General features: G+C 62.9%; 18 protein-coding genes and 1 riboswitch. Of the genes, 10 read left to right on the top strand and 8 right to left on the bottom strand.

Annotated features, from left to right (window positions below; translation table 11 throughout):
* Positions 1 to 70: 70 nt before the first annotated feature.
* Positions 71 to 619, top strand: a complete 549-nt coding sequence (pal, locus tag EDC39_RS10475; RefSeq protein WP_148896332.1) for a peptidoglycan-associated lipoprotein Pal — start codon at positions 71 to 73, stop codon at positions 617 to 619.
* A gap of 122 nt (positions 620 to 741) precedes the next feature.
* Complete coding sequence (gene ybgF / locus EDC39_RS10480; RefSeq protein WP_148896333.1) at positions 742 to 1,524, top strand: tol-pal system protein YbgF; 783 nt, start codon at positions 742 to 744, stop codon at positions 1,522 to 1,524.
* A 64-nt stretch (positions 1,525 to 1,588) separates the two neighbouring features.
* Here ybgF and EDC39_RS10485 read toward each other — a convergent pair whose 3' ends face one another.
* The 8 genes from EDC39_RS10485 to EDC39_RS10520 form a co-directional block, all read right to left on the bottom strand.
* A complete protein-coding gene (locus tag EDC39_RS10485) occupies positions 1,589 to 3,316 on the bottom strand; it encodes a cation:proton antiporter domain-containing protein (RefSeq protein ID WP_148896334.1) in 1,728 nt (575 codons plus the stop codon).
* A gap of 107 nt (positions 3,317 to 3,423) precedes the next feature.
* On the bottom strand, positions 3,424 to 4,710 hold the full coding sequence (gene bioA, locus EDC39_RS10490) for an adenosylmethionine--8-amino-7-oxononanoate transaminase (RefSeq protein WP_148896335.1): 1,287 nt from the start codon (positions 4,708 to 4,710) through the stop codon (positions 3,424 to 3,426).
* Positions 4,711 to 4,791: 81 nt separating this feature from the next.
* Positions 4,792 to 6,423 carry an ArnT family glycosyltransferase gene (locus EDC39_RS10495; RefSeq protein WP_148896336.1) on the bottom strand — a complete coding sequence of 544 codons (1,632 nt, stop codon included), beginning with the start codon at positions 6,421 to 6,423 and terminating at the stop codon, positions 4,792 to 4,794.
* Complete coding sequence (locus EDC39_RS10500) at positions 6,404 to 6,700, bottom strand: lipid-A-disaccharide synthase N-terminal domain-containing protein (RefSeq protein WP_148896337.1); 297 nt, start codon at positions 6,698 to 6,700, stop codon at positions 6,404 to 6,406. The genes EDC39_RS10495 and EDC39_RS10500 overlap by 20 nt, the downstream gene beginning before the upstream one ends.
* Positions 6,693 to 7,406: a glycosyltransferase family 2 protein gene (locus tag EDC39_RS10505; RefSeq protein ID WP_148896338.1), complete on the bottom strand. Its 714-nt coding sequence runs from the start codon at positions 7,404 to 7,406 to the stop codon at positions 6,693 to 6,695. Before EDC39_RS10505 ends, EDC39_RS10500 begins: the two co-directional genes overlap by 8 nt.
* Before the next feature lie 173 nt (positions 7,407 to 7,579).
* Entirely contained in the window at positions 7,580 to 9,427 is a 1,848-nt protein-coding gene (locus EDC39_RS10510; protein WP_187426745.1) for an LTA synthase family protein, read from the bottom strand.
* Between the two features lie 235 nt (positions 9,428 to 9,662).
* Entirely contained in the window at positions 9,663 to 11,042 is a 1,380-nt protein-coding gene (locus EDC39_RS10515; protein WP_148896340.1) for a sigma-54-dependent transcriptional regulator, read from the bottom strand.
* Positions 11,020 to 12,315: an ATP-binding protein gene (locus EDC39_RS10520; protein ID WP_187426746.1), complete on the bottom strand. Its 1,296-nt coding sequence runs from the start codon at positions 12,313 to 12,315 to the stop codon at positions 11,020 to 11,022. Before EDC39_RS10520 ends, EDC39_RS10515 begins: the two co-directional genes overlap by 23 nt.
* Before the next feature lie 250 nt (positions 12,316 to 12,565).
* Between EDC39_RS10520 and EDC39_RS10525 the strand changes: the two genes are divergently transcribed.
* The 8 genes from EDC39_RS10525 (at position 12,566) to selD (ending at position 22,022) form a co-directional block, all read left to right on the top strand.
* Positions 12,566 to 13,663: a putative NPN-dependent ornithine cyclodeaminase gene (locus EDC39_RS10525; protein WP_148896342.1), complete on the top strand. Its 1,098-nt coding sequence runs from the start codon at positions 12,566 to 12,568 to the stop codon at positions 13,661 to 13,663.
* Positions 13,663 to 14,556, top strand: coding sequence for an arginase (rocF, locus tag EDC39_RS10530; RefSeq protein ID WP_246140235.1), 894 nt, complete (start codon positions 13,663 to 13,665; stop codon positions 14,554 to 14,556). The genes EDC39_RS10525 and rocF overlap by 1 nt, the downstream gene beginning before the upstream one ends.
* A 64-nt stretch (positions 14,557 to 14,620) precedes the next feature.
* Positions 14,621 to 14,823: riboswitch (cobalamin riboswitch) on the top strand.
* A gap of 154 nt (positions 14,824 to 14,977) precedes the next feature.
* Positions 14,978 to 16,798, top strand: a complete 1,821-nt coding sequence (locus EDC39_RS10535) for a TonB-dependent receptor plug domain-containing protein (RefSeq protein ID WP_187426747.1) — start codon at positions 14,978 to 14,980, stop codon at positions 16,796 to 16,798.
* A gap of 262 nt (positions 16,799 to 17,060) precedes the next feature.
* Positions 17,061 to 17,960, top strand: coding sequence for an ABC transporter substrate-binding protein (locus tag EDC39_RS10540; RefSeq protein ID WP_148896345.1), 900 nt, complete (start codon positions 17,061 to 17,063; stop codon positions 17,958 to 17,960).
* Positions 17,957 to 18,952: a FecCD family ABC transporter permease gene (locus tag EDC39_RS10545; RefSeq protein ID WP_222862870.1), complete on the top strand. Its 996-nt coding sequence runs from the start codon at positions 17,957 to 17,959 to the stop codon at positions 18,950 to 18,952. Before EDC39_RS10540 ends, EDC39_RS10545 begins: the two co-directional genes overlap by 4 nt.
* On the top strand, positions 18,949 to 20,193 hold the full coding sequence (locus EDC39_RS10550; RefSeq protein WP_148896346.1) for an ABC transporter ATP-binding protein: 1,245 nt from the start codon (positions 18,949 to 18,951) through the stop codon (positions 20,191 to 20,193). The genes EDC39_RS10545 and EDC39_RS10550 overlap by 4 nt, the downstream gene beginning before the upstream one ends.
* Positions 20,194 to 20,403: 210 nt before the next feature.
* The gene (locus EDC39_RS10555) at positions 20,404 to 20,904 is read left to right on the top strand and encodes a TlpA family protein disulfide reductase (protein WP_187426748.1); all 501 of its coding nucleotides are present in this window, start codon (positions 20,404 to 20,406) and stop codon (positions 20,902 to 20,904) included.
* 65 nt (positions 20,905 to 20,969) lie between these two features.
* On the top strand, positions 20,970 to 22,022 hold the full coding sequence (gene selD, locus EDC39_RS10560) for a selenide, water dikinase SelD (protein WP_281289756.1): 1,053 nt from the start codon (positions 20,970 to 20,972) through the stop codon (positions 22,020 to 22,022).
* The last annotated feature ends 66 nt before the right edge of the window (positions 22,023 to 22,088 follow it).

Raw genomic sequence — 22,088 nt, forward strand, 5'->3', positions numbered from 1 at the left:
AGCTGTTTTAGTCTGTCGGAACATAAGAATAGAACCCTTTTTTATTGCCGTTTGAAAGGAGTGGAACACCATGAGAACATGTGTCGTATTGCAGTGGATTGCCATGATCGCGCTGTGTTCCCTGTTGGTTGTCGGTTGCGCCAAGAAACCGGCCGTCACGGAAACCGCCCCTGAGCAGCCGGTCGAGACCCGGGTTGCCGCCGAGCAGCCCAGCGCCGTCTCCGACCAGGGAGTGAGCGAATCGGCGGTGCAGGAGCGGATGGCGGCCGATCTGGAAGCGGTTGCCAGCAAGCTGCAGCGTATTCACTTCGACTTCGACCAGTACACCCTGTCGCCCGAAGCCCGGGACATTCTGGCCGCCAACGCCGCCCTGCTGAAGGCCAATCCCGAGCTGAAAATTCGCATCGAGGGTCACTGTGACGAGCGCGGCTCCGACGAATACAACCTCGCGCTCGGCGAGCGGCGTGCCGTGGCCGCCCGCGACTACCTGGTGTCGCTCGGCGTCGCCGCAGACCGGCTGAGCACCATCAGCTACGGCGAGGAGATGCCCCTCGACCCGGCCAGCAACGAAGCCGCCTGGGCCAAGAACCGCCGGGCCGAGTTCAAGGTGGTCCGCTGAACGGACGGTCGGAGCGTCCAGGATTCGTGACGGCGGGCGCACCTTTTGTCCGTCCTGGCGGAAATGCTTCAACCGGGGGCCGCGCCGATGCGCGGCCCCTTTTTCGTTTGAGGAGTACAGAAATGATGGCACGACTCGGAATGATCGCTCTGCTGGCGAGTCTGGTTCTGGCTGGTTGCGTCAATCCCCAGCAACAACAGAAGGTCCAGAACGATCTGGCGGAAATGAAACGCCGCCTGGCCGAAAGCGAGCGGGCCGTTGTCGCCCTGCGCAAGGAGCTGGCGAAGGGCGGCGGGCAGCAGCTGGCAACCGTGGTGCGCTCCCAGGCCGATCTGCGCGCCGATTTTGACGCCTTCCGGCAGGATGTTCTCGCCCTGCAGGGGCGGGTGGAGGAGCAGCAGGCCGGCGGAAAACGGTTTGAGGCCGAGCTGGCGGCGTTGCGCGACGAACTGCAGTTCAAGGTGAAGGCCCTGGAAGAGCGCCTGGCGGCCCTGGAGGCGCGCAAACCGGCGCCGGCGCCAGCGCCGCAGACCCTTTCCCCGGAGGATCTCTATCAGCAGGGGCTCGACGCTATCCGCTCGGGGCAGGATTTCGCCGCCGGGCGCAAGGCCCTGCAGGACTTCCTCAAGCGCTATCCGGACCATCACCTGGCGGTCAACGCCACCTACTGGATCGGCGAGGCCTGGTACGGCGAGAAGAAGTACGAGAACGCCATCCTGCAGTTTCAGGACGTGATCGAAAAGTACGGCGACCACCCGAAGGTGGCCGCCGCCCTGCTCAAGCAGGGGCTGGCCTTTCGCGCCCTGAAGGACGAGGCCAATGCCGAGGTGATCTGGCGCAAGCTGGTGGAGCGTTTTCCCGATTCGCCGGAAGCGGCCAAGGCGAGGGCGTGGCTGAAGAAGTAATCTTTCGCCACGATGGCAAGCAGAGGAAAGGCGGGCGGCCCGGACAGGGCCGGCCGCCTTTTTTTCAGGCGTCTTCCGCCAGCCGGCGGAAGGCCGCCAGTACGTCGTTCTGGCTGAGAATGCCGAGCAGTCGATCCGGCTCGTCCGGGTCGACCACCGGAAAGTAGCTGACGTCCCGGTGTCGGTGAAAGAGATCGAGCACTTCGCGCAGCGACTGGTCCGGCGCCACGGTCAGTCGAACGCCGGTGATCAGGTCGCTGGCGACCACCAGTCTGGCCAGGTCGGGCTCGAACAGCAGGTTGCGGATCTCGGTATAGGCGATCATGCCGATGAAGCGATTTTCGCCATCGACCACCGGGAATCGGTCGTAACTGCTGTGGGCCACCAGCCGCAGCAGCTCGTGGTAGCCGGTGTCGTTGTGGATGGTTTCCACGTTCTGACGCATGATGTGACGCACCAGGATGTCCCCCGGATCGCTCACCTGGTGTCCGGCCGGCAGGCCAAGCGAAGCGCGAAAATGGTGCACCACGCTGTGCAGCCCCTCCAGGGTGCCCTGTGGCGCCTGCTTCTGCAGCAGCGACAGCAGGGGCACTTCGCCGGAGTGGACCAGTCCGTGGCGGACCGCCAGCGGACCGAAGATCTCGAAGATGACCACGGCGCCGAGAACCACCGTCTGCACCAGCTGGCCGCCCTGCGGCCAGCTTTCGGCCAGGCCGTTGGCCAGCCCGATGGCTACACCTGCCTGCGCCAGCAGGGTCATGCCGATCCAGCGCCGTTCCCGCGGTCCGAAGCGGCCGAGCCGGGCGCCGATCCAGGCACCGGCGACTTTTCCGCCGCTGCGCGCCAGCACGTAGACCAGACCGAGCAGGCCGATGTGGCCCAGGGTTTCGAGGTGCAGGTTGGCGCCGGCGAGAACGAAAAAGACCACATAGAGGGGATAGTCGATCTGGCGCAGCGATTCGAGCAGCCGGTGCCAGCGGGGCGAGCTGTTGGCCAGGGTGATGCCGAGCACCAGACTGGCCAGCAGGCTGTCCAGCCGCAGGGCTTCGCTGACCGCCACGCAGGTGGCGACGCCGCCGAGCAGCAGAATCTTGTATTCGCTGCGCAGCTCGAGTCGCTGGGTCCAGACCGACAGAACGAAGCCGAAGATGCCGCCGATGGCGATCGGCCCGAACAGGCGGGCGACGAGCAGCAGCCAGTCGCCGGTGCCATGGATCAGCAGATGCTCGGCGGCGACGAAGAGGATGACCGAGGCCAGGTTGTTCATGCCGACCAGGGTGAGCAGGGTGTTGGTCACCGGCCCGCTGGCTTCGTATTCGCGGATGACCATCAGGGTGGCGGCCGGCGCCGTGGCCATGGCGATCAGGCCAAGCAGCAGGGCGAGAAAGAGCGAGGTCTGCCCCAGGGTCAGGCCGGGGACCGTGACCTGCAGCAGCTGGTTGACCAGCAGGGTGCCGAGGGCGACGGCGAAAAAGGTTGTGGCGTTTTCACCCAGGGAAAAGAGAACGATCCGCCGGCGGTAGCGGCGAAGCAGATCGGTGCGGAACTGGCCGCCGATGTTGACCATGATGATCGCCAGGGCCAGATTGCTCACCACCGCCAGTTCGCCCAGGGCATCGCTGGAAATCAGCTCTGGAAGACCGCTGATCCCGGCGAAGGAGGGACCGGCGAACAGGCCGGCGAGCAGGTAGCCGGTGACCCGCGGCAGACGCAGTTTCGCCGCCAGTCTGCCGCCGACAAGGGCGCCGAAGAGAATGACCGCCAGGGCGGTGAAGAGATGAAGATAGAGCATGGATGCCTAGGTCTCGGGGCGCCCCCGAGGCCGGTCGGTCGGCCGGAGGTCGCAGGTTGTCGTCCTTTTGCCAAGGATAACAGAGTGTTGCCGCAAGGCCAGTCTTTTCACGCTGTCGTCTCGGCGACAACCTCGCGGATGGCGCCGGTCAGGACGGCCAGGTCTTCCGCAATCATGACATAGGGCGGCATGACGTAGACCAGCCGGCCGAAGGGGCGGACCCAGACGCCGCGTTCGACGAAAGCGGGCACGATGTCGCGCATGACGACCGGCGAGCGCAGCTCGACGACCCCGATGCCGCCGAGTACGCGTACATCGGCTACCTGTGGCAATTCGCGACAGGGGGCCAGCCCTGCTTCCAGGCCGGCCTGCAGGCGCCGGATGCGCTCTTGCCAGGGGCTGGCCAGCAGCAGGCGGATGCTGGCCGAGGCGACGGCGCAGGCCAGAGGATTGGCCATGAAGGTCGGACCGTGCATGAAGACGCCCGGTTCGCCGCCGGAGATGGTTTCAGCCACCCGCGAGGTGGCCAGGGTGGCGGCCAGGGTCATGTAGCCGCCGGTCAGCGCCTTGCCGAGGCAGAGGATGTCGGGACTGATGCCGGCATGTTCGCAGGCGAACAGCCGGCCGGTGCGGCCGAAGCCGGTGGCGATCTCGTCGGCGATCAACAGCAGATCGAAGCGGTCACAGATGCGGCGCACCCGCCGCAGGTATTCCGGCGCGTAGAAACGCATGCCGCCGGCCCCCTGGACGATTGGTTCGAGAATGATCGCCGCCAGTTCGTCCCGATGCCGCTCGGCGAGCTCTTCCAGCCGCTGAACGTCGCTGTCGTCCCATTCGGAGTCGAAGCGGCACCTTGGCGCCGGCGCGAAGAGGTGGCGGGGCAGGATGCCGGACCAGATGCCGTGCATGCCGGTATCCGGGTCGCAGACCGCCATGGCGCCGAAGGTGTCGCCGTGGTAGCCGTTGCGGATGGTGAGCAGCCGGTGCTTTTCCGGTTTTCCCCGGCTGTACCAGTATTGCAGCGCCATCTTGATGGCGACCTCCACCGCCACCGAGCCGGAATCGGCGAAGAAGACATGCTGCAGCGGCTCCGGCGTCAGCTCGACCAGCAGTCGGGCCAGCTCGACCGCCGGCGGATGGGTCAGGCCGCCGAACATCACGTGCGCCATCTTTTTAAGCTGCGCTTCGGCGGCAGCGTTCAGTTCCGGCACGTTGTAGCCGTGGATCACCGACCACCAGGAGGCCATGCCGTCGATCAGTTCGCGGCCGTCAGCCAGCGTCAGCCGCACACCCGAGGCACTGATCACCGGGTAGAGCGGCAGGTCACTGTTCATGGCGGCGTAGGGATGCCAGATGTGGTGGCGATCGAATGCGAGCCAGGGTGGCGTGGACATAGGTGATCAACCTCCTTGGGGCAGGCGTTGCAGGCAGTATACGTGAATTCAATGCCTCGCGGAAGGTTCCCGATGGAAGACTCAGCGTCGGGTTGTTGCCGTCGTTGCCCGCTTTCGGCAGAGAAAGGCGCTGTGCTTTCGCTGGGCGTAGACCGGTTCGCAGCTGAAGGGATGGCGGCGGGTAAAGGGCTCAATATTCCCCTTGCTGACAACGACGAACAATTCGTCCCGATCGGCCAGAAAACGCCGCAGATCCCTGTCGTCGGCAAGATACCAGGGGCGATAGCTCGCCTCGGACTGGAACTGTGTTTCACGTTGCGGGCCGAATGCAGTGACGACCAGCTTGTTGCGATAAAAGGAGAGCGAGGGCAGAAACCCCTGGTAGACCAGCACGTCAAGGTTGCGTTGCGGGTCAAGCCGGTTGAGCGTCATGGCCATCTGTTCATAGCCGCGCATCTGCGGTCCGGCGATGCCGACCCCCCAGATGCCGATTGTGGAAAAGAACAGCAGGAATCCGGCCAGCCAGCCCCAGTAACCATTTGCTGTACGTTGTCGCCAAGCCATGGTGAGCAGACTTCCGGTGATCAGCGCGGCGGCCAGCAACTCGGGCTTTACCCCGGTCAGGGGCGGGTAGAACCAGCCGGCGCCGGCGAGGGCCGGGACGACGGGCACCAGGGCGAGAACCGCCAGTGCACGCAGCCGCGACATGGGGAACTGTTCGGTGACCGCCGCGGTCAGCACCGCTGCCATGCCGTAAAAGGGCAGTACATAGGTGGCGTGTTTGCCCTTGGCCAGGGAGAAGACCAGCAGGGGCGCGCCGATATAGACCAGGGCGGTTCTGAGCCGTGGCGCCAGTTGCCGCCAGTTGCCGAGTCCGCGAATGAAGAACAGGCTGTAGGGGAAGAAGGTGGCCGGGAAAATGTAGAAGAAATACCAGGGCGGCCGATAGCGGTGAAAGCGATCGGTCATGACGCGGTCGACGGTCTGGACCTTGAGGAAGTAATAGAGCAATCCTGGATTCCTGGTTACCACCAGCAGATACCAGGGCAGAGCGACCAGGACGAAGACGGCGGTCGCCAGGGCCGTCTCCCGCCAGCTGAACAGCCGCCGGTGATCCCGGTCCCAGAGCTTGGCCAGCAGCGCCGGGAGCAGGGTGAACAGCAGGATGATCGGTCCCTTGGTGAAAAAACCGAGACCCAGAAACAGACCGTAGCCCAGGGCGTTGCACCAGTGCCGTCGGCCGTACAGTTGCCGAAACAGGTAATACTGGGCGGCGAGGGTGAAGCAGGTCAGGTAGATTTCGGTGGAAGCCAGCCTGGAAACGGTCAGAAACATCAGTGAGGTGCCGAAGCACAGGGTGGCGATAAGGGCCGTTTTCTGCTCTTTGAGGAACAGTCGGGCAAGACGGTAAAGAAACCAGACAGCGACAACCGCAGCCAGCACGCCGAAAAAACGGGCGCCGAAATCATTCATGCCGAACAGCTTGAAGCCAGCGGCGACGGCCCAATAGGCCAGGGGAGGCTTGTGAAAATGCTTGATGCCGTTGTAGTACGGCTCGAGCCAGTTGCCACTGACGACCATCTCGCGGGCAATTTCGGCATAGCGCGCCTCGGTACTCTCCATCAGTGGCATGGAGCCGGCCGGGAGCAGCAACAGGACGGCATAGCCGCATAACAACAGTAACAGGAAACGGTTACTGATCGTTTTGGGCATTTTTCTGTTTTTCCCTGCGTTCTCTGGCGATCAGATACAGGTTGCGCAAATAGATGCTGAAACCGGTCGACTGGCCGACGATAAAGACCAGGTCGCGGCGGATAATGGCGTAGACCAGCAGCAGGCTGCTTCCGCCAAGACTGAAATACCAGAACGCGGTTGGAATCAGGCTGCGCTTGTGTTTTTCCGAATAGAGCCACTGCACCAGAAAACGCATGAAAAAGAGCGCTTGTCCGGTGAATCCGAGAACCAGAATCGCGCCTTCGCTTTTAGACATGCCGTTCCCCGATCTCGATTTTCAGATGGCGTTTTTGCATCCAGCGAACAGCTATGACGTCGTAAAAGCCTTCGATGCCGCGCCGCAGGTTGGTGTATTTCGAAGTTCCGTACAGCCGGGGGCGGTGATTGACCTTGATCTCCTTGATTCGGGCGCCTTCCAGGCGCATCAGGGTGGGCAAGAAGCGGTGCAGGCCATGAAACATCTTGATCCGTTTGAGCATATCGGCGCGCATCACCTTGAGAGAGCAGCCGGTATCGTGGATGTTTTCGTTGGTCAGCCAGTTGCGAAAACCGTTGCCGATGCGACTGGCGATTTTTTTCGACAGTGAGTCCTGTCGCTGGTGGCGCCAGCCGATCACCATGTCGTATTCGCCATAGTAGCGCAGCATCTCCGGCAGGTCGGCGGGGTCGTTCTGCAGGTCGGCGTCCATGGTGACGATGATGTCTCCATCGGCGGCCTGAAAGCCGGCATAGAGCGCTGCCGATTGTCCACTGTTGCGGGCCAGGTGAAGGTAGCCGATTTGCGGATGGCGCGCCGCCAGGTCGCGGATGAGATCGAGGCTGCCGTCGGTGCTGCCGTCATCGATAAACAGCAGCTGGAAGTCGACGTTGAGGTGAGCGGTCACGCGGGCAATCTGTTCCCAGAGTTGCGGTAGATTTTCTTCCTCGTTGTAGACGGGAATGACAAAGGAAATTTTGTTCATCTGATCCCCCGCAAATTCAAATCAATAAATGATTCCAAGGTGTTCTTTGTCCGGTCGCAGCCTGCTTTAACAGCTTGTCGCTAGTGAACGATAACACACTTTGTTCTGCCCGGTGCGTTTCGCGCCGAGAAATCCGGTATCGACCATGTCGCTGCGTGCGGAGATACTCCCGGTCAACGATAATGCCTGAATGTAAACAGCTCATAAGCGCTCTGATAGATGGCGGCGGCGAGGTCGAACAGTTGTGGATCGTCTGCAAGCTTTCGTTGGGTGTTCGTGACCCAGTCGTACTGATAGAGCGCTGCCGTCTTGTGCAGGCCGAGTACAACCATCCGGTCATCGACTAACATGGCGACGTCGTGGTTGTGGTTGAGCAGCAGCGGATGCTGTTGGAGGAGGTCGCCTTGCTGATGGAGGACATCAATGCCATAGAAGGGGGCTGTGTAATCAAGCCCGAGCAAGCCGAGGACCGTGGGGGCGATGTCGATCTGGCCGATGGGGGCATCCACCTGCCCAGCTTCCAGGTGTTTTGGGGCGTAAAAGAGGAGAGGTATGTGGTAGTTTGCGATCGGCACATCGGCGCGGCCCCTGAGACGGGCACAGTGGTCGGCGACAATTACGAACAGGGTGTTGTCGAACCATGAATGGTTCTTGGCTTTCTGCAGAAAGTGGCCGAGGGCGTAATCAGCATAGCGTACCCCGGCACCGCGCCCTCCGCCTTTGGCAGGGATACCCGGGATGCCATTGGGAAAGGTGTAAGGGCGATGATTGGAGGTTGACATGATGATGGAAAAGAAAGGTTTGTTCTTTTTGGCCTGTTGGTCGAAGTAGTCAAGGGCGTGGTTGAACAGATCGCCGTCGGCAACCCCCCAGATATTGGCGAAGGAGGGGTTGGGGATATCGGTCCGGTCGCTGATGGCGAAGCCGTTGCTGCTGAAGAAGTGGTTCATGTTGTCGAAGGTGCCATAACCACCGTAGAGGAAACTCACCTGGTAGCCGTGCTGTTTCATGACCTTGCCCCAGTTGGCGATATTTTCGCTGCCAGGACGTTTGACGATAGCCTCGCTGGGGATCGGAGGAAAGGAACAGCTGATCGCCTCCAGGCCACGGACGGTGCGGGTGCCGGATGCGTAGGCGCGAGTAAAGAACAGGCTCTTCCGGGCCAGCCGGTCGATATTGGGGGTCAGCCTGTCCGGATTGCCGAACAGTCCAGTGAATGAACCGCTGAGGGATTCCTCGACCACCACCACGACGTTCAGCAGGCCGAGGCCGTCGCCGCGACCCGGATGCCTGCGATTGAGGTTGTCGAGTTTGTCGTCGACGAATTTGCCATCCCCCTTGAGTTGGGTGCGGGTCAGTACAAAAGCCTGTTCTTTGGGCAGGGTGCGATAGTAGACGTCATAGTTGAGCTGGTTGGTGTGAAAGGCCTTGAACAGGCTGCTGATGCCGTTGTGTGTCAGCTCCTTGGTAACCCGGTTGGTGGAAAAATCCAAACTGTCGGTCGAGAACCAAAGGGCCGGCAACAGCAGTGTCAGGTGGCAGGCGATGACCACCATCCGACGACGCCGGGAGCAGGGCTTGCTGAAGGCCGAACGTATTTGGGGCCAGAGTTTGCAGGTCAGCAACATTGCCAGGATACCGTCGATCAACAGGAACCGGAGAATCGGGTAGGATTCCCAGATGTTGATCAGCACCTCGCGGGGATAGATCAGGTAATCGACGGCGACAAGGTTGAAACGGGCATTGAATTCGTCGAAAAAGAAAAATTCGACCTGGGCAAGGTAGATGAGCCCGAACAGGCTGAGGTAGACGATGAAGGCAAACAGTCGCTGGTGCCGGCGACTGCGGGCCAGACGGTCAGGCATAACCCCCAGGTAGATACTGGCCGGCAGGTTGAGAAAGACCAGGACAACCAAATCGTTGAAAAATCCAACCAGCAGGATAGCGGGCAGCGCGACCCAGCCGACCTCACCCGTTGGGCCGAAAACTTTCCACAAGACCAACCGCAACAGTGCCGACAAAAGCAGATAGAAGAGTGAGAGGTTCAGCAGGGGTTTGAAGCGGACAACAAAGAAACGGTACGACATGCGGCACCTTCCCGAGATCGATGGAGGATTTTGGGAAGAGGACCTCGCAAGTTGTCTGCCATAAGTGATATAGCCGTGATTTCAGCTGGTTGGCGCTTTGCTTGTTGCTTTTGTGTATAAAAATTAGTACGTGATGGTGGAGGTTGTCCGGGAAGAGGGCCAGGAATTTTTACGTGTCGCCCAGATGATATTTTTTCAGTTTGTACTGCAGGTTGCTGCGGCTGATGCCAAGCCTTCTGGCCGCCTGTGCCTGGATGCCGCGGGCCTCGATCAGGGCATTGTGGATAGCGGCTTTCTCGGCTTTTTCAAGGAAGTCCCGCAGCGATTCGCCAGCCGTGATTGCAGGCATCGACCGGTCTGTTTTTACAGTGCAACCATCCGCATCGGCAAACAATTCGGCCGGCAGATCGTCCGGTTCCAACTGGGATCCGTTACAGAACAGCAGAGCGCGCTCGATAGTGTTGCGCAACTCACGGATGTTCCCAGGCCAGTGGTAATTTTTTAACAGTTCCATGGCCGTGGGTGAAATCCCCGTTACGTTGTGATTCAGATCCGCTGCCAGGTTCTGTAAAAAATACTGGGCCAGCAGCGGGATGTCCGCGATCCGTTCACGCAAGGGTGGCACGACCAGTTCAACGACATTCAATCGATAGTAGAGGTCTTCGCGAAAGGTTCCTGCGGCAACCATTGCGCGCAGGTCGCGGTTGCTGGCGGTAATGAGACGCACATCGGCCTGCAATTCAATTGTTCCGCCGACCCGGCGAAAAGATTTTTCCTGCAGAAAGCGGAGCAATTTGGGTTGCATGACCAATGGCAGTTCACCGATCTCATCAAGAAACAGGCTACCTCCGTCGGCCATTTCCACCAGCCCCTTTTTGCGCTCGGTTGCTCCTGTGAAAGCCCCGCGCTCATGTCCAAAAAGTTCACTTTCCAACAAATTCTCGGGAAATGTTGCACAGTTGACGACAACCCAGGGGCCATTGTTTCGATGGCTGAAACGGTGGATAGTACGGGCGACAAGTTCCTTGCCGACGCCGCTCTCGCCACAGATCAGAACCGGACTTGGGGCTGGCGCGATGCGGGCGATCTGTTCTTGCAGCTGACGGACGCTGGGACTTTCGCCGACCAGTTCCCGGCCGTATGACTTTTCCAGTTGGCGTCTCAGTGCCTGATTTTCGATCTGGATACGGAAATGTTCCAGGGCCTGGCGGATGACCAGCAGCACTTCGTCGTTGTTGAACGGCTTCAAAAGGTAATCGTGGACACCGGCCTTGAGGGCCTTGAGAGCCGTTTCCACCGTGGCATAGGCGGTCATCAGGATAAACGGCAGATTCCCGTAGTGGTCAACCACGTTGCGGTAAAATTCCAGGCCATCCATCTGCGGCATCTTCAGGTCGGAGAGAATCAGTGCAACACCTTCCCGCGAAAGCAGTTCGAGGGCTGCAAAGGGGTTCTCAGCCAGGCTCACCCGATAACCGGCATCCCGCAACAGTTCGCCCAGAACCAGGCGGTAGTTTTTTTCATCCTCAACGATCAGGATGTGGTTCATCGTCGTGCTCCTCTAGCGGCAGGCTGATGGTGAAAACGCTCCCACGATTAGGGGTGCTGGAAAAATGGAGTTCCCCTCCTTGGGCTTCAATTAACTTGTGGGCGTTGGCCAGGCCCAATCCAGTTCCCTTGTCACGTGTGGTGAAGAACGGATTGAAAATTTTATCGTGCAATTTCGGATCTATCCCGTGGCCTGTGTCGGCGACTTGAAGGAGAGCTTTGGCCGGAGTCTGATCCAGGCTGATAGTAATTTCCTGTCCGGGGCTGCAGGCTTGAACTGCGTTCAGAAGCAGATTCAACAACACTTGTCGCAGCATGTCGCCGTCGGCTCTGGCCGTGACGGTGTTGGGTGTGTTGAGCCGCAATGTTACCCCGGCCTGTTCGGTGACCTGCTGAAAACCGTCTGCTGTTCTGGCGACCAATTCTTTGAGATCACAGGGTTGCAGGTTGGGGTGCGTATCGCGACCGAAGGCAAGAAAATCGTTGATCAACTTGTTCAGCCGAGTCGATTCTTCTCGAATAATATTTAGCAATTCTTCGGTGTTATGGCCGATTTGTTTTCGGTTCTGTAACAGTTGAGCTGTGCTGGTTATGATACCGAGTGGATTGCGGATTTCGTGAGCTATCCCGGCAGCCATTTCGCCCAGCGCAGCCAGTCGATCGCGGCGTCTGAGCTGTTGCTCGGCGGTGGAAAGTTGAGCCAGGGTTCGGGACAATTCGTTTTTCTGTATCGATAGTTCACGATTGAGATCCTGTTGCCGCTGCAGTTGGTTGCGAGCTTCGCTGGAGAGGGTTTGCACCAATAGCCCGACAAAAAGGTAGGTAACGCAGATCAGGACGAATTCCGGAAATTCAACCCAGAAGTCGCTGGCAATGATAAAACCTTCAGGCAGCAGAAGAAAGTAGGCCAAGCCGGCTACAGTTGCCACCAGAGTCGTTCCGGCAAGACTGAGCCGACTGGCGGCCATGACAATAGGCAGCAAAGAGACGAACCAGAAGAGGCTTTCTTCGTCGGGGCGGGTTGTTGCCCAGAGCAGGAAAGAGCATAGAAGAAGGTAACAGCCTAAATGTATCCAGGCCTGCAGCGGTGATCGGTAAGGACGACTGCCGAGTAAAATAGTCGAGGCAAGATGATAGGCCACCAGCAGGACGAAGGAGAGGCTGACCCAGAAAGGGTCCAACCCCGAAGAAAAACAGAGCAGCAGCAATAAAAGGAGGCCAAGCATGCCGATCTGGCCCCAGACGATGGTTTTGGTATGATTGAACGCGGTCATGAATTTTCGCTCAATTTGGGGGAGGGGTTCATTGCCGTCGCAGAGTGTGGAGCATGTTCCACAAAAGACAAGCATAGAAGCTGCGGCGATGGCAAACAAGGCCTGTTTCGGTTCTCTCCGTGATCAGATTGACTAATTGCAACGTGAGTCATTTGGGGCAGGGCCGCCCAAGATCCAATATGTTGAAGCAGCCGTATTTGGTATGTTGGTGAAACTTCGCACTTAAAGCGATATCGACTGTGGAGGCGACATGTCCGAGCTGATTCCGCGTTACAGGCATCCCGATTTCAGTCGGCCCGAGCTCGTTTCGGCGCCGGTGGTGCGTACCGAACCGGCGCCGGCCGACGGTGTGGTGCCGCGCAACTTTCACGGCACCTCCAACCACCCCGAATACGTCCACCTCGGCGGTGGCCGCTGGGTTCTCGCTCCCGAAAGCCGCATGGATTCGGTGCTGATATTCGACGGCGGGCGGCTGGAAGTGGTGGAGCCGCGCCGGGTGAAAAAGGGGCAGCAGGTAGTGGTCGGCCGGACCGAAAACGGGGAGGAGGGCATCTATGTCCACACCGACGGTTTCGTCTCGGCGGAACAGGAGGCGACCGACAAGTTCGTCTTCCGCTCCCGCGGCACCCGCGAGACCCCCTTTTCCCGCAGCTACGACGAGCTCTACCAGGTGCTGCGGCACGACCGGGACCATGGCTACATCGTTTGGGTGCTCGGCCCGGCCGTCGCCTTCGACCAGGACAGCCGCGCCGCCATGCAGGGGCTGATCGAGGCCGGCTACTGCCACGCCCTGCTGGCCGGCAACGCCCTGGCCACCCACGACCTCGAGGGGGCCTATTTCCGTACCGGCCTGGGGCAGAACATCTATTCCCAGGAGCTGCAGCCCCTCGGCCACTACAACCATCTCGACATTCTCAACGAGGTGCGGCGGGCCGGTTCCATCGCCGCCGCCATCGAGCAGCTGAAGATCGAGGATGGCATCATCTATGCCTGCGAGAAAAAGCGGGTGCCCTATGTGCTGGCCGGCTCCATCCGGGACGACGGACCGCTGCCGGAGGTGATCGCCGACGTCTATCAGGCGCAGGACGCCATGCGGGTGCACGCCCGGCGGGCAACCACCGTCATGGCTCTGGCTACCCAGCTGCATTCCATCGCCTTCGGCAACATGGTGCCGAGCTATCGGATCGAGGAGGACGGCAGCGTGCGGCCGGTCTTCTTCTACATCGTCGACATGACCGAGTTTTCCGCCGACAAGCTGGCCAACCGCGGTTCGGCCCAGGCGCAGGCGATTCTGACCAACGTTCAGGATTTCATGGTCAATCTCTGGAACAACCTGAAGGAGGGATGATGGCCGGTCGCCGGGTGCAGATCATCGGCGTGCCCATGGACCTGGGTCAGAGCCAGCGCGGCGTCGATCTGGGCCCGGGCGCCCTGCGGTACGCCGGTCTGGCCACCGAGCTGCGCCGTCTCGGCCACGAGGTGGTCGACGCCGGCAACCTGCCGGTGCCGGTGCGCGACAGCCTTGATCCCGCCGATCCCGGACGCTACCGGAAGGCGATTCGCCAGGTCTGCGACATGCTCTACCGCACCTGCCTGCAGGCCCGGAAGGATGGCCGGATGCCGGTGGTGCTCGGCGGCGACCATTCCCTCGCCATGGGGTCGGTGGCCGGTTCGAGCGACGCCGGTCGGGTCGGGCTGCTCTGGATCGACGCCCACGGCGATTTCAACACGCCGGCTTCGTCACTGTCCGGCAACGTGCATGGCATGCCCCTGGCGGCGCTGCTCGGCGAGGGGGATCCGGAGCTGGTCGGCATCGGCGGTTCGCGGAAGAGGCTGCGCGCCGAGGATGTGGTGTTGCTCGGTGTCCGCGACCTCGATCCGGCGGAAAGGGAGCGCCTCCGCGCCAGCGGCATCTGTGCCCTGACCATGCGCGATATCGACGAGCGGGGCATGGGACAGGTCATGTGCGAGGCGCTGGACCGGCTGGCCGGCTATGACCGGCTGCATGTCAGTCTCGATGTCGACGCCATCGATCCCCGCGAGGCGCCGGGGGTCGGCACGCCGGTGCCCGGCGGCCTCAGTTACCGCGAGGCGCAGCTGGTGATGGAGATGATCGCCGATACCGGCCGCCTGGCCGCCCTCGACATTGTCGAGATCAATCCCATTCTCGATGACCGCAACCGTACCGCCCGGCTGGCGGTCTCCCTGACCGCCTCGCTGTTCGGCAAGCGGATTCTCTGAGCGGGCCGGGCGCCTTTTTTCTTGACAGCATGTCCCCGGTCACCGTATTGCTTTGCCGACATTGTGCATAGCTGTCCACCGGTGCCCGCGAGGGCCCCCGGACCGACCCCGGTCGGGCCGGGGAGGGAAGTGGGGTGCAAATCCCCCGCGGACCCGCCGCTGTGAGCGAGGACGAAGGGCCAAAGGCCACTGATCCGTACCGGATCGGGAAGGCGGCCCGGAGGATGATTCGCGAGCCAGAAGACCTGCCGGTATGGACGCCCCCACGACAACCTCCTCGGGAACGGGAGGGTGGGCAAAGCGGTCCTTCGAAAACGAGAAGCCCGCGCACTCCGCAGGGAGGCGCGGGCTTCTGTCGTTTTGGCGCCTCTTGATGCCTGCTGCCGTTTTCGGGGACAACCCGTGCAGAAGGAGGCAAGAGATGAAACGACGTGGGCTCGCCCTTGTTCTCGGATTGATGGCGTGGGTCGCCGTACCGGCAGCCGGCTTCGCCGTGGTACTGGACCCGGTGGTGGTCACCGCCACCCGCAGTGCCCAGCCGAAGTCGCAGCTGGCGGCCTCGGTGACGGTGATCACTGCCGACCAGATCGCCGCCACCGGCGCCACCCGCCTGGACGAGGTGCTGCGCGACGCCGTCGGTCTGCAGATCACCAGCAGCGGACCGGCCGGCGCCATCGCCACCCCCAGCATCCGCGGCTCGGAAGGCGCTCAGGTGCTGGTGCTGCTTGACGGCATCCGGCTCAATTCGCCGCAAAGCGGCCAGTTCAACCTGAGCAACCTGCCGGTGGCGCTGGACGAGATCGAGCGGATCGAGGTGCTGCGCGGCCCCGCCTCGGCCCTCTACGGCACCAGTGCCCTGGGCGGGGTCATCCAGATCTTCACCCGCGAGCCGGAGAGCGAGCCGCAGACCAGCCTGAGCTGGAGCGAGGGCCGCTTCGACAGCCGCAGTATCAGCCTGTCGACCTCGGCCAGAAAAGAGGGCGTGCGCTATCGGCTGGCCGCCGGTCTGGACCGCTCCCGGGGCTACCGGACCAATTCCGACCTGGAGCAGGGCAACCTGAACGGCATGCTCGGTTTTGAGCTGGGTGGCGGCTATGATCTGCGGCTGTCCGCCTTCCACCTGGACAAGGAGAACGGGGTGCCGGGCTCCACCTCCTGGCCCAGTCCCCGGGCACGCCAGCAGGACAAGAACACCCTGGCCGACCTGAGCCTGAGCGGTCCGGCCGGTCCGATTGAACTCACTGTTCGCGGCAGTTACGAGCGGCGACGCAACGATTACCAGGACCCGGGAGCCTGGACGCCGGTCGACGACACCCACATCGTCGAAACCTACGGCAGCGAGCTGACGGCAGGCTGGAACGGCGGTCCTGGCAGCCTGCTGGTCGGCGGCGACGTCTATCGTGACCGGCTCGATTCCACCGCCAGCGGCAGGCAACAGGAGGACCGCTGGTCCCTGTTCGGTCAATACGAGCTCCAGGCGGCCACATGGGTCAAGCTGCTGCTGGGGCTGCGCTACGACGCCCACTCCGATTTTCGCAACGAATGGAGCCCCCGGGCCGCGGCGCTCTTCAGTTTGACCGAAAGTGCCCGGCTGCGGGCCTCGGTCAGCCGGGCGTTCCGGGCGCCGACCCTCAACGACCGCTACTGGCCGACGACCAGCTTCGCCAGGGGGAACCCTGACCTGGATCCGGAAACCGCCTGGGAATACGAGCTGGCCCTCGATCAGGGACTGGGCGAGCGGGGCAATCTCTCCCTGGCAGTCTTCCGGCGTGACGCCAGGGACCTGATCGACTGGCGCATGGACAGCAGTTTCGTCTGGAGTCCGGTCAACGTCAACGAGGCCCGGATCTGGGGCGCCGAGGCGGAGCTCGACCTGCAGCTGCACGAGCAGCTCAAGGCCGGCGCCAACTACACCTATCTCTACCCGAAGGATCGCGCCACGGACCGTTTTCTCGACAACCGGACCCGACACCAGGCCCATCTCTACCTGGAGGCCGGCCCGGTGCGGGAGGCCCGCCTGCGGCTCGACGGCCGCTACCTCAAGTATTATGGCGCCTCGCGCGCCACCGGCGGTTTCGTGGTGCTGGATGCCAGCCTTTCCCGCCCCTTCGTGCTCGACAACGGCGTTACCTTCGATGCCAGGATCACGGTGAAAAACCTGCTCGACAGAAGATACGAGGAGAATCCGGGCTATCCGATGCCGCCGCGTCAGCTGTTTGCGGGGGTGACGGCCTATTTCTGAGCAGAGCGGCCGATAAGCATCCGCCTGCTGCGTTGCTCCCGCCTTCAGTCGCTGCGGAGTAGCTGCCGCTACACCTCACTCCTTCAGGCGAGAGACGCCTTGCATGCGAATACTTCTCGACCGCCTTGGAGGGTTCGTGGGGGGGAATTAAGTAAGGCGCATGGCGGGTGCTCCCGCCGGTTTTGTGACATTTTGCGCCTCCCTCCGTTTCTGCGTACAATGATCCCCCCGGCAGTCTGCCGGGGGGAATCCGAGGTTTTCCGTGAAGCGTATCGTCCTTGTCAGCCTGCTGATCTGTTGTCTGCTGTCGCCAGTGGCGGCCCGGGCCGCGGTCTGGACCGATGCCGTGGGGCGCCGGGTCGAACTGCCGGATCAACCGCGGCGCATCGTTTCGCTGGTGCCGGCGGTGACCGAGATCCTTTTCGCTCTCGGTCTCGATGAGCGGATCGCCGGGGTCACCCGCTTCTGCGACTGGCCCGAGGCGGCGCGGAGCAAGCCGAAGGTCGGAGGCTACGCCAATCCCAGTCTCGAGGCGGTGCTGCAGCGGCAGCCCGACCTGGTTTTCGTCTCGGCCGATGTCGCCGGCCCGAACCTGCTGGCGCGGATGGAGCGGCTCGGCCTGAAGGTCTATGTCGTCTATCCGCGCGGCCTTGACGAAACCCTGGCCATGATCCGCGCTGTCGGCCGGGTGACCGGCCGGGCGGCCGCCGGCGAGGAGCTGGCCGGCGAGCTGGCTGCCACCGTGGCGCGGGTGAGGAACGCGGTGGCCGGGAAGTCCCGGCCAAGAGTTCTGTTCTGCGTCATGATGCAGCCGCTGACCGTGGCCGGTCCCGAAACCCTGGTCGGCGACCTGATCGAGGCGGCCGGCGGCGTCAATGTGGTTTCCGCCGGCGTCAGCCGCTATCCGACCTGGGGAAGCGAGGCGCTGCTGCTCGCCGACCCGGACGTGATCGTGGTTTCGCCGCATCCGGGCACCCCCGATCCCGCCGGCCTCTTCTCCGCCTGGCCGGAACTGACGGCGGTGAAGACCGGCCGCATCGTCAGCATCAATCCCGACTGGGTCCATCGTCCGGGGCCGCGTCTCGGGCGCGGTCTGGTCGCTCTGGCCGCGGCCTTCCACGGCATCGATCCCGTTTCCTTGCAGGCGGAGGTGCAGCCGTGAATCTGCGATCCCCCCGTGGTTGGCTGCCGCTGCTGCTGGTCGCCCTGGGCCTGGCCCTGCTGCTGTCTCTGGTTGCCGGCACGCGAGCCCTTTCTCCGGCCGAGCTGCTGGCGGTGCTGCTGGGCCGTCCGGCATCTCCGACCCTGGCCGCCATCGTACTGAAGATCCGCCTGCCCCGGGCGTTGCTGGCGGCCCTGGTCGGCAGCGCTCTCGGGGCTTCCGGAAGTGCCTTTCAGGCGGTGCTGCGCAATCCCCTGGCCGATCCCTACATTCTCGGTGTCTCCGGCGGCGCCGCGCTGGGGGCGGTGGCGGCTCTGACTCTTGGCTTTTCGTCTCCCCTGCTGCTGCCGGCAGCAGCCTTTGCCGGCGCCGCCGGCGCCCTGCTGCTGGTCTACTGGGTCGCCCAGGCGCATAGCGGCTCGCCGCACACCCTGATTCTTTCCGGGGTCATGGTCGGCAGCCTGGCCTCGGCACTGCTGCTCTTTCTGCTCTGGATGGCGCCCGCCGATCCGGTGCGGACGGCGGTCTTCTGGCTGGCCGGCAATCTTGCCCTGGCCGATCCCGGCTGGTTGCCCTGGGCCGCGCTCTGGGTTGGTGCCGCTTTCTGCGCCCTCTGGGTCCAGTGCGGAGCCCTCGACCTGCTGACCCAGGGGGAAGAGACCGCTGCCGATCTCGGTCTCGAGGTCGGCCGGGCGCGGCTGCTGCTGTTCGCCGCCGCCGGAGGGCTGACCGCCGCCGCGGTGGCCATGGCCGGGCTGGTCGGTTTTGTCGGCCTGACCGTCCCCCATGTAGCGCGGCTGTTCTGGGGCGCCTCGCATCGCCTTCTGTTGCCGGCCTCGGCTCTGCTCGGGGCGGTCTTTCTGCTGCTGGCGGACACCCTGTCGCGCACCCTGCTGGCGCCGGCGGAAATTCCGGTCGGGGTGGTCACCGCCCTGATCGGCGCGCCCTTCTTTCTTTTTCTTCTGCGCCGCCGACAAGGAGGTGGGGAATGATCCGGGTCGAGCGGCTGCACTTTGCCTACGGCCGGCAGCCGGTGCTGCGCGGCCTCGATCTGGAGGTCGGGCCGGGGGAGATTCTCGCCGTGCTCGGTCCCAACGGCTGCGGCAAGTCGACCCTGCTGCGCCTGTTGCGCGGGGTTCTCGAGCCGGCGGCGGGACGGGTGCTCTGGCAGGGGCGGGAGGCCTGCCGGCTGGGGCGCCGGGCGATGGCCCGGCTGGCGGCGGTGGTCCCCCAGTCGCCGCAGGTTCCCTTTCCCTACCCGGTACGGGAGCTGGTGGCGATGGGCCGTTTCGCCCGCCGTGCCGGATTTTTCGGCGCGACCCAGGCCGACCGGAGGGCGGTGGAGAAGGCGATGGCGCTGACCGACACCCTGCAGCTGGCTGAACGTCAGGTCACCGACCTGAGCGGTGGCGAGTTGCAGCGGGTGCTGCTGGCGCGCGCCCTGGCCCAACAGTCGCCGGTGTTGCTGCTCGACGAGGCGACCAGTCAGCTCGACCTCGATCACCGGCTGGAGATCGCCGAGCTGCTGGTACGCCTCAACCGGGAGCAGGGGACGACGGTGATCCAGGTCTCCCACGACCTCGACCTGGCAGCCGAAACCTCCCACCGTATCCTGCTGCTGGCCGGGGACGGGATGCCGGTGGCGCTCGGAACGCCGGTCGAGGTCTTTACTTCGGCCAACCTGCGCCGGGCCTTCCGGGTCGAGGTGAAGGTCGAGCGCAATCCCTACACCGGCGCGCCGCGCGCCTATCCGGTCGGACGCGGCAGGGGGGATGGCGGTGGACTGCCGCGGGTGCATCTGCTCTGCGGCGGAGGCAGCGGCGGCGAACTGCTGCGCCGGCTGCATCTGGCCGGTGCCGAGATCAGCGTCGGTCCGCTCAACCGGGGGGATTCCGACCAGGAACTGGCGGCGGCGATCGGGCTGGAGACGGTGCTGGTGGAGTCCTTCTGTCCGGTTTCGGAACCGGCCCTGCAGGCGGCCGGCGAACTCTGCCGGCGGGCGGGGGCGCTGGTGGTGGCGCCGACGGTCTGGGGCCCCGGCAACCTGGCGGTGCTCGAAATCGCCCGCCAGGCCGTGGAACGGCGGATACCGGTGTTGCTGGTCGATCCCCGCGCCGACCGGGACTATACCGGCGGCCGGGCCTGGGAGCGGCTGCATGCGATTCTGCGATCGGGTGGTCAGGTCGTGCCCGATGCCGAGGCGGTACTGCAGGCCTTGCGCCGCGAGGATTAACGGGCGGAAGGTTGCTGTTGACTTGATGCCGGGGATTGTTAGACTGGTGCGACAGTGCCCGGCCGGGACCGAAAACGGCCGGGCCTGCGAAGAGACACTGACCGCCGTCCTTTTTTCTTCGGAGGCATGACCAGTCTTCTTTTGGTTCTCACCTGCTCAGTTGACGGCATTCAACCCCCTGTTCTGGCGGTCGACCCCCTGGAGGAGCGCATGACATCGTTTCGTACCCTGTTGTTGCTTTCCGTTCTGCTGCTGGTTTTCTCCCTGCCGGCTGCGGCCCTGGAAAAGGGCGACATCGCCCCGGATTTCGAGTTGCCGAACCTGTCGGGCAAGCTGGTCCGCCTGGCGCAGTACAGGGGCAGGATCGTCGTTCTCAAACTGGCGACAACCTGGTGTCCCACCTGCCGGCAGCAGATGGAGGAAATCGGCAAGCTGGCCGATTTCCTCGATGACAGTGACGTGGTCGTGCTCGACGTCTTTCTGCAGGACAACGAGAGCATGGTGCGTGACTATCTGGCCGGCAAGGCGCTGCCAAAAAACTTCGTGCCCCTGCTCGACGACGGCCAGGTACGCAAGGCCTACAATGTCTATCTCATTCCCCGCCTGCTGGTGATCGGCCCCGAGTTCAAGATCCGGCGCGACGGCAGTCTGATCATGGCTCGGGAACTGAAGAAGATGATCAATGCCATCCGGCAGGAAAAGTCGGATTGACGATCAAGACCGGGATTCTTCCGGCAAGACGATTCACAAACAGTATTAAAGTAGGAGGTGGTCCAATGTTTTTTTTCAGGAAAAAGACCCTGACCGGCCTGTCCCGCACCTGCGGCTGAGCGGCCAAGATCGGTCCGGCAGTTCTGTCGGACGCTCTCGAGGGCCTGCCTGCGCCCGATGATCCCAATCTGCTGGTCGGCATCGAAACTTCCGACGATGCGGCGGTGTACCGTCTGTCGCCGGAGCTTGCCATGGTCAACACCGTGGACTTCATCACCCCGCCGGTGGATGACCCTTACTGGTTCGGACAGATTTCCGCGGCCAATTCCATCTCAGACGTCTATTCGATGGGTGGCAAACCGGTTACCGCTCTCAACCTGGTGATGTTCCCCTCCCGGCATCTCGACATGGGGTATCTGAAGGAGATCCTGCGCGGCGGCCATGACAAGGTGCAGGAAGCAGGCGCCTGCCTGGTTGGTGGCCATTCGGTCGACGACGAAGAGCCGAAGTACGGGCTTTGCGTCAATGGCGTGGTGCACCCGGATCGGATCATCACCAATGCCGGCGCCCGTCCCGGCGACGCCCTGATTTTGACCAAGCCGATCGGTTCCGGGGTGCTGTTCAATGCTGTGCGGTCGGGAAAGTTTCCCTACCCGGAGCTGGAGCGGGAGGTGCTCCCTTCCATCGCCGCTCTGAACGGTCCGGCGATGGAAGCAGCCCTGCGTTTCGAGCTGCACGCCTGCACCGATCTCACCGGTTTCGGCATTCTCGGTCATCTGCTGGAAATGGCCCAGGGGGCCGACGCCCGGATCCGGGTTCGCTACCGGGAGCTGCCGTTCTATCCCGGCGCCCTGGAGATGTACCGCAAGGGGGAAACCACCGGCAGTAATCGACCGAACCGGGCGATGGTCGCCCGCTGTGAACTGGATATGCGCTGTGCCCTGAACGGGGCGGAGGAAGAGCTGCTCTACGACCCGCAAACCTCTGGCGGGCTGCTGCTGGCTCTGCCGGCGTCCCAGGCGGATGAACTGCTGGCGGAGCTGCATGCCGGCGGTGTCAAGGCCGCCCGACTGATCGGCGAAGTTGTGTCCGGAGCGGTCGGCATCGAAGTCGTCTGACGGCAAGCCCTTTTTTTGGGTCGTTGCAATCAGTTTTGTCTATGTTGTGATTTATCAGAATAGGGA

The organism is Geothermobacter ehrlichii (genome assembly GCF_008124615.1).
Classification (GTDB): Bacteria; Desulfobacterota; Desulfuromonadia; order Desulfuromonadales; family Geothermobacteraceae; genus Geothermobacter; species Geothermobacter ehrlichii.